This is a genomic window from Providencia sp. PROV109 (assembly GCF_033681625.1).
Lineage (GTDB): Bacteria > Pseudomonadota > Gammaproteobacteria > Enterobacterales > Enterobacteriaceae > Providencia > Providencia hangzhouensis.
This window is the reverse complement of record NZ_CP096320.1, coordinates 4587794-4600201: the sequence shown is the minus strand read 5'-3', so window position 1 is coordinate 4600201 and position 12408 is coordinate 4587794. Positions and strand designations below refer to the sequence as shown.

Here is a 12408-nt window from a genome sequence, read left to right as displayed (position 1 = left end):
ATTCGCTAATAAATAAAATTGAATAAATAGGAAGTATAATTATTAGTGTGATTAATAACTCTCTCATTTCTACGGTCTCCGCTATAATTTAGTTTTAAAACTATATCAAAGAAAATTAATGCAGTAATTTAAATATCCTTGCTAATGTTTCAATAAAAACTTTATTTAGCTGTATCTATTAGCTTATTAATTATTCTTATATCGTTAAAGTTTGATTAACCCCACATATTTTAACAAGAATAGATGATTTTAAGGCCACCACAATCGGTCATTTATGATATTGAAATAGATTGATTTACACCTTTGAAAATACCTTTATCATCTGTGATTTTGTATCATAATTGTTCTTTGCTTAAGGTAAATTTGTCTGCATTTTTTCCTTTGTTGCCTACAAAACCCTTATCAGATCAAATACCCGTCTTGATACAAGGGCATCAAGGTAGCGACCTAACCGTTTTTGTTTTATCCTGAGCAGTAAGTGGCAGCAATTTCCGCCGATGGCATAAAATAGGAATGATTAATTTGAGTATAGGTTTACCCTATGCTCAAAAAATTGTTCAGAAAATGGAAAAGTGAGAACGCAATGGGTATTCGTATCGTTCCTAAAGAAGAGTTAGGACAAGAAAGATTGAAAGAAAAGGGAATTGGTTTTATTCCACCAGTTCTGTTTCCTAACTTAAAAAGTTTATATCAACGCCGTGCTGAGCGACTCAAAGAACTTGGTGCAGGAGAACATCCTTTTGCAGATTATCTGAATTTTGCTGCTGAAGTGGCAACCGCACAACATAATGCACAGCATGATAATCCATTAGAAATGGATATGGCATCTATCCTTGAGCGCTCAACAAATACCAATAATTCGCCATTGGATGCAAAAACATTTCCACGGACAATGCATTGGCACAAATTATTAACGGCTATTATTGCCGAATTAATGCCAGTCGTGCCTGAGTCTGTACGCCCGGCGTTAGAAAACCTGAATAAAGCGTCTGAAACAGAACTCGAAGCCATGGCAACTGCGTTGCTAAATGAAGAGTTTGAAAAAGTTCCTGCGGACAAATCGATGTTCATTTGGGCTGCATTATCGGTGTATTGGGCACAAATGGCAGCAAATATCCCAGGTAAAGCACGTGCAGAACATGGTGACCATCGCCATTTCTGTCCTGTATGTAATAGCATGCCAGTGTCGAGTATTGTGCAAATTGGTACATCACAAGGTTTACGTTATTTACACTGTAATTTATGTGAAACTGAATGGCATATGGTGCGCGTTAAATGCAGTAACTGTGAGCAAACAGGTAAATTGAATTATTGGTCATTAGATGATGAAAATGCGGCAGTTAAAGCAGAAAGCTGCGGTGATTGCGGTAGCTACTTGAAAATCCTTTATCAAGAAAAAGAAGCTAAAGTTGAAGCTGTCGCGGATGATTTAGCCTCAATTATTTTAGATGCACGCATGGAAGAAGAAGGCTTTGCGCGTAGTAGTATTAATCCGTTCTTGTTCCCTGGTGAAAAATAAGCGGTAAAAGAGAATCGTGACTATGGCTGAATCAGACTTGGCTTTATATCGCCAACTTCCTGCTATTGATAAATTATTGCAGCTCGATGAAGTGCAAATATTGGTTGAACAATCAGGGGCTCATTGGGTCACTGCATGTTTACGTAAGATGCAAGAACAAGCTCGAGCCAGTATTGCACAGGCAGGGAAATTACCTGCTTGGCAGGAAGATTGGGTAAAAGAGTTAGCACAACGCCATCAAGCTTTAGGGCAAAGCGCCCTAAAAAACGTGTTTAACTTGACGGGTACGGTGCTACATACCAATTTAGGCCGTGCGGTCATGTCAACCACGGCGGTGAATGCAGTTAGCCAAGTGATGAGTTCGCCTGTCACATTAGAATATTCTCTAGATGGTGCGATGCGTGGGCATCGTGACCGTGCGATTGCTGACTTGCTGTGTGAGCTCACTGGCGCCGAAGATGCCTGTATTGTTAATAATAATGCTGCCGCAGTTTTATTATTGCTAGCAACGGTTGCAAATGGCCAGCAAGTTATTGTTTCTCGTGGTGAATTGGTTGAGATTGGTGGGGCTTTCCGTGTGCCAGATGTGATGGCGCAGGCAGGCTGCCAATTAGTTGAAGTGGGTACAACGAATCGGACTCACTTACGTGACTATGAGAATGCGATTAATGATCAAACTGCACTATTAATGAAAGTGCATACCAGCAATTACAGTATTGAAGGATTTACTGCAGAAGTTGAAGGTGAAGAGCTTGCAGAGCTAGGTAGAAAGTACCAATTACCAACGGCAATTGATTTAGGCAGTGGTTCGATGATTGATATGACGGCTTATGGGCTACCCGCAGAGCCTATGCCACAAAGTTACCTTTCTCAAGGTATTGATTTGGTTTCGATTTCTGGAGATAAACTTCTTGGTGGCCCACAAGCAGGGATTATCTTAGGGAAGAAAAAATGGATTGATGCAATTCAAAAACATCCATTAAAACGTGCTTTACGCGTTGATAAAATGGTTTTAGCTGCACTTGAAGCAACGCTAAAACTGTATTTAACTCCCGAAAAACTCACAACAGAATTACCCACATTACGTTGGCTAACACGAGATCCTGAAACTATTCGTGATAGCGCAGAAAGCATAGTTGTTGCTCTACAAGCCTTTTATGGGGACAAATTTATTGTTGAAGTTGAGCCTTGTCTCTCACAAATAGGGAGCGGTTCACTTCCTGTCGACCATCTTCCTAGCTTTGCGGTAACATTCACACCGCTAAATGGAAAAGGTAGTACATTAGAGCAACTCGCAACGCAGTGGCGCCAGCTACCTCAACCAGTGATTGGGCGCATGAAAGACGGTAAATTGTGGCTTGACCTGCGCTGTCTTGATGATGAACACGCGTTATTACAGGTTTTACTTTCATGATTTTTGCGACAGCAGGCCATGTTGACCATGGTAAAACTTCTTTAATTCAAGCCATTACTGGCGTAAATACCGCACACCTCCCTGAGGAGAAAAAGCGCGGAATGACCATTGACCTAGGGTATGCCTACTGGCCACAGCCAGATGGGAGCTCTATTGGTTTTATCGACGTTCCAGGACATGAAAAATTCTTAGCCAATATGTTGGCTGGGATTGGTGGTATAAACCATGCGCTTTTGGTAGTAGCTTGTGATGATGGCGTGATGGCGCAAACCCTTGAACACCTTTCGATTTTAAGGCTAGCGGGTTGTGAAAATATCAGTGTTATACTGACGAAGGCTGACCGAGTCGATCATTCGCGAATTGAACAGGTTACGGAGCAAGTCACCTCCGAGCTGGCTAAACAAGGTTGGCCAGATGCAAAACTATTCATTACGTCTATTGAAGATGGGCGCGGCATTGATGCGCTGCGTTTATATCTGCAACAACTTCATCAGCAAAGTGGTTCACATCCCAATATCCAACGTCGTTTTCGTTTAGCCATTGACCGCGTTTTTTTGGTTAAAGGTGCAGGGGTAGTGGTGACTGGCACTGCATTAGCGGGAAAAATTCAAGTTGGTGAGTCACTATGGGTGACAGGAGCGGATAAGCAAGTTCGCGTCAGAGGTATTCATCGGCAAAACCAAATATCTGAATTCGCTGTTGCAGGTGATCGCGTGGCCTTAAACTTGGTGGGCGATATTGATAAAGAAAATATTACCCGAGGGGATTGGTTGCTTGCAGAGCAACCTGCGTTTATTGCAACACGGGTTATTGTTGAATTGGAATGCGATGCATTAATTAAGCACTGGCAACCTGTGCATCTTTACCATGGTGCAAGCCACATCACTGGGCGAGTGTCATTATTAGTTGAGCAAGGGGAAACCCCCGTGCTTGCTGAGTTAATTTTAGATACCCCATTATGGTTAGTAGAAAATGACCGGTTAATTATCCGTGATATTAGCGCTCGCCAAACGTTAGGTGGGGCTCGAGTGATACGTTTGGTTTCCCCACGGCGAGGTAAAAGGCTTCCGGAGTTTTTGGATTGGTTATCTAAGCTTTGCCGAGAACAAGATGAACTGGCTCACTTTAAGCTACAGCTTCCTCAAGGTGAACTTAATTTACGGGATTACAGTTGGGCGCGGCAACTCACCCATGATGTGTTAGATAATTTATTGGCTCAAATGGATGTGGAGCGTGTTGGCAACCATGTTTTATCCACATTTAAAGCGCAAATAGCGAAAGAACGTATCGTTCAAACCCTTGAAGAATTCAATGAAATACACAGTGACCAAATCGGTGTAGGCAAAGCACGTTTAAAACGTATGGCTCTGCCTTCAATGAGCGAGGCATTAGCATTTAAATTCATTGATGATCTCATTGGTGAAAATGTTATTAAGCAAACTCGCGGTTGGTTGCATATGCCCCAACATGGGCTGGTGTTTGATGCCCAACAGCAATTGATTTGGCAGCAAATACACCCATTATTTTCACGTAATGAGGCGTGGTGGGTACGTGATTTAGCATTAGAAAGTGGCTATGAAGAAGATACGATGCGTCGCGTTCTAAAAAAGGCGGCGCAAATGGGATTAATTACGGCGATAGTTCGTGACCGCTATTATAGCCATGAGCAAATTAATTATTTTGCGTCACTTATTCACCGTTATTGCATGGAAAATGAAGTCATTTTTGCGGCTGATTTCCGTAACGAATTAGGGATTGGTCGGAAACTTGCGATTCAAATTCTTGAGTTTTTTGATAAAAGCGGTTTTACTCGTCGTAAAGGCGATGGTCACCATTTACGAGATAAAGGCATTTTCGTTGAATAAATTGAGTGTTTTAATCCGTTATAGTAGTGCCTCATAGCAACCTCCAATATTAAACTTGTGGTAAAACTGATGAAGAAAAAGTTATTTGCAGGCTTTTATCTGGCATTGATCTTTATTGGCTCCCTTTTCTTAGTCTTTGAAAAAGGTAGCGTAATTTATCCTGCTCTCATATCGGTCAGTGTATATGCCGTTTTATTCGGTATTTTAATGGTGCTAACAGCTCGCTGGTTATTTTCCGCTATTATTACCAGCACATTATTTATCATCATAAAATTCCTGAATCAGTTAAAAGTTCATTATTACAAAGAACAACTCTTCTTTAGTGATATCAATATTATGACAGACACTTCCAATATGGGGACCTTGGGTCATTATTGGTTAGCAGGTGTCGCACTGGTTGGGTTGCTTATATTATTAGTCATTAATGGGGTTATTAGCTGGCGATTGCTCAAGCCGAGTAAATCAAAAATGACTCGTGTTATTGGTGTTGTTCTTATTGTTGCGGGTTACTTTGGTATTAACTTCACAAGCTCACATTATTATGACAGATGGTCTCAGACGTTGCCAAAAGGCCGAGGGACAGTGACCAATATTATTATGTCGGCACAAAATGCGAGTTATCAATCCCCTGAATTTGCAGGCTCAGCTGATTATTTTATGGAAAAAGCAGCAGCAATATCCCTAGAAAATAATGCAGTCTCAGAAAAACCAGACATCGTTTTATTACTGCAAGAGTCTACTGTTGACCCACATATTTATGACTTACCTGAAGGAACTAAGCTTCCTGATTTATTTATGTTCCAGCAAGATAGTGGCGTAAGTGCGCATAGTCAGATGCGGGTACAAACTTTTGGGGGAGGAACTTGGTTATCTGAATTCTCAGCGCTAACTGGCTTAAATAGTGATGATTTTGGTGCGCAAAAAAGCGGTGTCTTTTATTTTATCGTTGACCACCTTAAAAATAGCTTATTCAAAGAAATGAAGGCCAACGGTTATTATACTGTGGTACTTACCCCCTTTAATAAAGGTGCATACCATTCAGGGCATGCCTATGAAACGCTTGGGGTTGATCGAATTATTCAACCACAAGAGCTCGGCTATCCAGGTAAACTGCAAGATAACTTATGGACAATCAGCACCGATGATATGCTGAAATATGTAAAAGAAATCTTAGCGAAAGAAACAGATAAACCCGTATTTATTTTCTCTCTTACAATGTATGAGCATGGTCCTTACAAAGAGAGCCATAGTGATGACTACGGTATAAAAGACAAAATTAAAAACTCAGATGCTGCAGGTGAATTTAGCCATTATATGGACAAAATCGTAACCTCAGATGAATCAATACGTGATTTCGCAGAATTCATTGAAAAACGTGAGCGTCCGTTGATGTTTTTATATTTTGGTGACCATCAACCAGGAATTAGCTTAAATCAGTATGATTCTTCATTTTCATCACCCGCTTACCTAACACAATTTACTTTGCGGGATAATTTGAAATCAGGAACTGCGATAACAACGGGCCAGTTAACAGATATTTCCTTCTTAGGCGGAATCTTATTAGAAAGGGCAAATTTAAACATTTCCCCATTTTATGAAGCCAACATCAAAATGCGCCACTTGTGTGACGGCAAATTGAATGATTGTGAAGACCAAAAGTTACTTGATAGCTATCGCAACTATGTTTATGGAACTTTAGAAGCAGCTAATGCCAATAAAGGTGATATGTAAGAGTATGTTATTATCAGCCGTAGATATTTACGGCTGATACTCTCTTTTTTGTTATTTCCTGCCTAAAATATTAATATTTTCTTAAAATTTATTATTTTTTTACGCTTTCTTGTTTTAATAACAAAACCATTCGTTATTTTTTTTGTCTTAATTTTAGTTAATTTTTCTGTGAAATTAGGTGCTCATTTCGAGCTTTAGAATGGTTTAACGCTAGAAGACAATGAATATGAAATATTTGGTCACGGGAAGTGCGGGTTTTATTGGTTTCACGCTTTGCCAACGTTTATTAGAGAGTGGGCATGAAGTTGTCGGGATTGATAACTTAAATGCGTATTACGATCAGGGGCTTAAACAATCCCGTTTACATTTATTGGAGCAGTTTCCGTTATTTCGTTTTATTCATCTTGATATCACAGACCGTGAGACTGTCCGTGTATTGTGTACACAAGAACAATTTGACCGAGTCATTCACTTAGCGGCACAAGCGGGTGTTCGTTACTCGTTGGAAAACCCATTTGCTTACGCAGATAGTAATTTGACTGGCCACCTCGCTATTTTAGAAGGTTGTCGCCAAGCAAAAGTGAAGCATTTAGTCTATGCCTCTTCAAGTTCGGTGTACGGCGTAACCGATAAGACGCCATTTACTACTGACATGGCAACCGATCACCCGATTTCACTCTATGCGGCAACAAAGAAAGCCAATGAATTAATGGCGCACTCCTATTCACATTTATACCAGCTACCGACCACAGGGCTGCGGTTCTTTACGGTTTATGGCCCTTGGGGGCGCCCAGATATGGCTTTATTTAAGTTTACGAAAGCTATTTTGGCGGGCGAGCCTATCGATGTCTATAATAACGGCAATCTCAGTCGTGATTTCACTTTTGTTGATGATATTGTCGAAGGTGTGATCCGTATTTCAGATATAATTCCACAAGCGAACCCGAATAATCATTCGGCATCACCTGCAGAAAGCAGCGCGCCATATCGAATCTATAATATTGGTAATGGGCAGCCTGTTAAGTTGATTGAATTTATTTCTGCACTGGAAAAGGCACTGGGTAAAGAAGCGATTAAAAACTTTTTACCTATGCAAGCGGGTGATGTGTACACCACTTGGGCGGATACGGAAGACTTGTTTAATGTGACAGGTTATCGCCCACAAGTTTCTATTGAGCAGGGTGTTCAGGCATTTGTGGATTGGTACCGTTCTTATTACCACCAATAATATCAATAAGCTGTAACATCTTTAGCAGGATTTGAGAGGCAAGTTTGAAAATAGCAATCGCAGGAACCGGCTACGTCGGCCTATCTAACGCCATGTTGCTGTCACAAAACCACGAAGTGGTTGCGGTGGACATCATCCCTGAAAAAGTGGCGATGCTAAACAACCATCAATCACCGATTGTTGATGCAGAAATTGAACAGTTTTTAACGGAAAAGACCCTCAATTTCCGTGCCACAGAAGATAAAACTGAAGCTTACACCGGTGCACAATACGTCATTGTCGCAACGCCAACCGACTATGACCCAAAAACCAATTACTTCAATACAAGATCGGTTGAGTCTGTTATTCATGATGTGAATGAAATTAACCCAGAAGCGACGATTATCGTGAAATCCACTATCCCTGTGGGCTTTACCGCGCGCTTACGTGAAGAGTTTGGTTATACCAACGTGATTTTCTCTCCTGAATTTTTACGTGAGGGGCGTGCTTTGTGGGATAACTTACATCCTTCCCGTATCGTGGTGGGAGAGCGTTCAGAGCGCGCGAAAATTTTTGCAGATTTGTTGCTGGAAGGCGCAATTAAGAAAGATGTGCCCGTGTTATTTACCGATGGAACCGAAGCCGAAGCCATTAAACTGTTTGCCAACACTTATTTAGCCATGCGTGTGGCGTACTTTAATGAACTCGATACCTACGCAGAAAGCCGCGGTTTAAATGCACGTCAAATTATTGAAGGGGTCTCTTTAGACCCACGTATTGGTAGCCATTATAACAACCCATCATTTGGTTACGGCGGTTATTGTTTACCGAAAGATACCAAGCAGTTGTTAGCTAACTACGATGACGTGCCAAATAACCTTATTAACGCCATTGTGGAATCAAACCGCACCCGTAAAGACTTTATTTCCGATGCAATTATTGCTAAAGCACCATGCAAAGTCGGTGTTTATCGCTTAGTCATGAAAGCGGGCTCTGATAATTTCCGTGCCTCTGCGGTACAAGGTGTGATGAAGCGCATCAAGGCCAAGGGCATCGAAGTGGTGGTGTATGAGCCGGTTTTAAAAGAAGAAGAGTTTTTCCGTTCGAAGGTTATCCGTGATCTCGACACTTTCAAAGCACAAAGCGACATTATTCTAGCCAACCGTATGGTGCCTGAGCTGGAAGATGTGGCAGAGAAAGTCTATACCCGAGATTTATTTGGTAATGATTAAAACGCGTTTATGGGGTAGGTTGGTATCGTGCTAACCTATCTCTGTATATTAAGACCTAATAACCCTATCTATTTTGTGCCATAGTGCACAAGTTACCTATTTTTAAACGCTACTCTGCAACAATCGCTAAGAAATGTTGTTTGCCATTTGCTAGCATCCGTCAATGATATGAACCACAAACAATGAGAAACAAAAGAGATAGGGAATTGGCGAAAATAAACGGGAATTCGCGGATAAGAATCTAGGTGATTCGCGGGTTTGCGAGAAGTAACGTAGAACTATTTAAGCATTTATGCAAAATTATCAAAATGAGAAAAAAATTTGAATTAGTTATTTTGATTCACTTATTTTGGTAAATACATCATGCATATGAAAATCATTTAAAACATCTTTAAAATCTATTTAAAACTTGCCAGCCATTTAGCTGGCTTTAGTTTTATCGCTCATATCGCGGTTAGCTTTGCTGCGCTCGTCTTCAAAGAAAGATTCCAAAAAACTCTTTTTGTCTTCAGGGGCTAAAGATGCATACATCCTAGCAATTAGCATGTCGTCAGCCGATAGGTCATCAACAGTTTCATGATGTGATGCGACAGCTTGCGCATTGCGTAACAAAGCATTTATTCCCTGCCTAAAAACGCTGTCAAGAACAGCCTCTCTTTCAATTGGTGTCATTCTATCTAAAATCTCTTTCCACACTCTTTGCTGTTCAGGCGTAGCACTCGATGATGATAGTTTGCTCATATCGTTAGTCAAAATATCCGATGATTCGTCAATTTCTCCAGTAACTAACCACCCAACAGGTCGTCCGCTTACATTTGCAATAACTGCAAGCCGATCTAAAGATGGGTAGCTTTCGCCGTTTAAATAGTTACGGATAACCTTCTCTGACCAACCGCATTGCTTTGCAAAAGCATTGTTAGACATACCATTCATGGCCTCTCTAAGGCGCTCTCCAAATCGGTTTATTTGCTCCTGACTAATAATCCGAGATGGTTTATTCTCGGGTTCAATATCATTTTTCTTATAACTCATTGTTACTAAACCTCTATTTACACTAACTGTTCTTTTTTATGATTAGTCAAATAATCCGAGTTAGTGCTTTACATTCGGATTATTTGACTATATGCTTATATCTATACCGATAATCGTTGGTGGTTATCGCGCCGAATTATCAGGACGGATAAATATAAGGATCGCATGATGTCATTAAACACGCAAGACTGGCACCGCGCAGATATCCGCGCGGCATTAGAAAAACGCGGTACAAATTTACGCACGTTATCAAGAGGAGCAGGCTTAGCGGCTGATACACTCCGCAACACGTTATCCCGCCCATGGCCTAAAGGGGAACAAATTATCGCTCAGGCTTTAGGGGTTGAACCTCGGATTATTTGGCCTAGTCGCTACCAAAAATAATATTTTTGTAGCATGTGATTTTTTGTTTAAAGGTATGAACTAATGGATATTTGGATTACTGCTAAAGAATGCATTGGTCTGCCCGGCCTACCAACAATGCAACATAATATTCGCGCAAACTTAGATAAGTTAGCTGGAGATAATCGACGTAAGCGTACGGGGTCAAAGTCATTTGAATACCCTATTCAATGTTTGCCGCCCGTTGCTCGCGCAGCAGCACTTAAAAAACAAGGTGTTATTGAGGTTGCGGGTACACCAATCGAAATCAAAAAGCGCGAAAGTGGTAATTATGCTCGTGAGCTACTTTGGCAAAACTGGAATAACGCCAGTGAAAGACAGCGTGAAAAAGCACGCGAACGTTGTGAAGCGGTCATTGCTGCCGCTGGATTATTAGATAGTGGTATCGATGTATTGACCGCATTTGATTCTGTTGCCGAGGCGTTATCTGTTGCTTCAGCTTCTGTGCGCCGTTGGTACTATCAAGTTAAATCATTCGACCGCTCTGATTGGCTGGCAGCGCTTGTGAGTCAGCATGGTAATAGTGTTTCTGCTCGTCGTAAAAAAGAAGCTGAATGCAGTTCTGAAGCATGGGATTTTTTCTTAGCTGATTATTTACGTCTAGAGCAACCCGCTTTACGCACTTGCTATGCTCGACTTGTCGAAGCGGCCAATGCACATGATTGGGTTATTCCTAGCCTTTCATCATTACGCCGTAAGTTAGAGCGTGAAGTACCGCAAGAGCAAATTGTATTACTGCGCCAAGGTGAACACGCCTTAATGACGTTATACCCAGCTCAAGAGCGTACTGTCCTTGACTTAGATGCAATGGAGTGGATTAACGGGGACGGCTATCAACATAACGTTTTTGTACGTTGGTTCAATGGCGAAATCATCCGCCCTAAAACGTGGGTTTGGCAAGATATTCGTACTCGTAAAATTTTGGCTTGGCGTACTGATGTTTCCGAAAACAGTGACAGCATACGTTTAGCGCTTGCTGATGTTATTGAACAATACGGCATTCCTAAACATGTCACTATCGATAACACGCGTGCAGCAGCCAACAAATGGATGACGGGCGGCGTTCCTAACCGTTACCGATTCAAAGTGAAAGAAGATGACCCGAAAGGGATCATTCCTTTACTCGGGATTGAGTTGCATTGGACAACCGTCCAATTTGGTCAAGGTCACGGGCAAGCAAAACCTATTGAGCGTGCGTTTTCTCATGGTGGCTTGGGTGAAGTTGTTGATAAACATCCACTACTTGCGGGAGCTTATACAGGGGCGAATACGAGTTCTAAGCCTGATAATTATGGTGAACGGGTTGTCGAAGCCGATGTGTTTTTAAAAGCCTTAGCAGAAGGGATCGCTTTCTGGAATCGCTTGCCTAAACGCGATACGGAAGCCTGTCAAAAGCAATTGTCTTTTGATGAAGCCTTTGAGCAAAGCTACCAAGAAAGCGCCATCCGTAAAGCGACAGCAGAGCAGCGCAATTTACTCTTACTGACCGCTGAATCAACCATGGTGAAAAATGGCGCATTTACATTAGAGGCAGGCGGAAGGATCAAATCACGTAAGAACCGCTATTACAGTGAATTACTGATGGGTGTTAAAGGCAAGGTTGTCATTCGCTTTGACCCGCAAGCCTTACATGATTCAGTGCTGTGTTACACCTTAGACGGTCGTTTTATCTGTAAAGCGGAATGTATTGAAAAATCAGGCTTTGGTGATACACAAGCGGCGCGTGAGCATCATCGTAATCGTATGCAGTTTGTTAAACGTAATAAAGAAGCGGCTAAGGCGAAAAAACGCATGACCGCATTAGAAGTCGCGGAAATGATGCCCGATATCGCACCACCGGAACCGCCTGAAACACATGTAGTTGAAATATTCCGGCCAACAGGCAATACCGTTCGCCGTGAGCAAGTCTTAGTTGAGCCTGAAAGTGATAGAGACTATGACGAAGATTTTGAGAATGCCGTCTCACAATTTTACGCGCAAAGCACCAAGAACACGATCTAGGAGAA

The 12408-nt window shown here is 41.6% G+C and carries 9 protein-coding genes; 8 read left to right on the top strand and 1 reads right to left on the bottom strand.

Going from position 1 to position 12408, the window contains the following annotated elements:
- The first annotated feature begins 583 nt into the window (after positions 1-583).
- The 6 genes from fdhE (at position 584) to M1F25_RS21415 (ending at position 8968) form a co-directional block, all read left to right on the top strand.
- On the top strand, positions 584-1519 hold the full coding sequence (gene fdhE, locus M1F25_RS21440) for a formate dehydrogenase accessory protein FdhE (protein WP_094961966.1): 936 nt from the start codon (positions 584-586) through the stop codon (positions 1517-1519).
- 22 nt (positions 1520-1541) lie between these two features.
- Entirely contained in the window at positions 1542-2933 is a 1392-nt protein-coding gene (gene selA, locus M1F25_RS21435) for an L-seryl-tRNA(Sec) selenium transferase (RefSeq protein ID WP_181488931.1), read from the top strand.
- Positions 2930-4798 carry a selenocysteine-specific translation elongation factor gene (selB, locus tag M1F25_RS21430; protein WP_094961964.1) on the top strand — a complete coding sequence of 623 codons (1869 nt, stop codon included), beginning with the start codon at positions 2930-2932 and terminating at the stop codon, positions 4796-4798. Before selA ends, selB begins: the two co-directional genes overlap by 4 nt.
- A 69-nt stretch (positions 4799-4867) precedes the next feature.
- The gene (locus tag M1F25_RS21425; RefSeq protein WP_181488929.1) at positions 4868-6529 is read left to right on the top strand and encodes an LTA synthase family protein; all 1662 of its coding nucleotides are present in this window, start codon (positions 4868-4870) and stop codon (positions 6527-6529) included.
- 226 nt (positions 6530-6755) lie between these two features.
- Positions 6756-7757, top strand: a complete 1002-nt coding sequence (locus tag M1F25_RS21420; protein WP_036959200.1) for an NAD-dependent epimerase — start codon at positions 6756-6758, stop codon at positions 7755-7757.
- 44 nt (positions 7758-7801) lie between these two features.
- Positions 7802-8968 (top strand): nucleotide sugar dehydrogenase, encoded by a 1167-nt coding sequence (locus M1F25_RS21415; RefSeq protein ID WP_004906180.1) that lies wholly within the window; start codon positions 7802-7804, stop codon positions 8966-8968.
- Positions 8969-9388: 420 nt separating this feature from the next.
- On the opposite strand, the gene M1F25_RS21410 is transcribed toward M1F25_RS21415, so the two are convergent.
- Positions 9389-10000 carry a helix-turn-helix domain-containing protein gene (locus tag M1F25_RS21410; RefSeq protein ID WP_181488567.1) on the bottom strand — a complete coding sequence of 204 codons (612 nt, stop codon included), beginning with the start codon at positions 9998-10000 and terminating at the stop codon, positions 9389-9391.
- Positions 10001-10168: 168 nt separating this feature from the next.
- On the opposite strand from M1F25_RS21410, the gene M1F25_RS21405 reads away from it, so the two are divergent.
- Complete coding sequence (locus tag M1F25_RS21405) at positions 10169-10384, top strand: helix-turn-helix domain-containing protein (protein WP_181489717.1); 216 nt, start codon at positions 10169-10171, stop codon at positions 10382-10384.
- Between the two features lie 42 nt (positions 10385-10426).
- A complete protein-coding gene (locus M1F25_RS21400) occupies positions 10427-12403 on the top strand; it encodes a transposase domain-containing protein (RefSeq protein WP_181488565.1) in 1977 nt (658 codons plus the stop codon).
- Positions 12404-12408 lie beyond the last annotated feature (5 nt).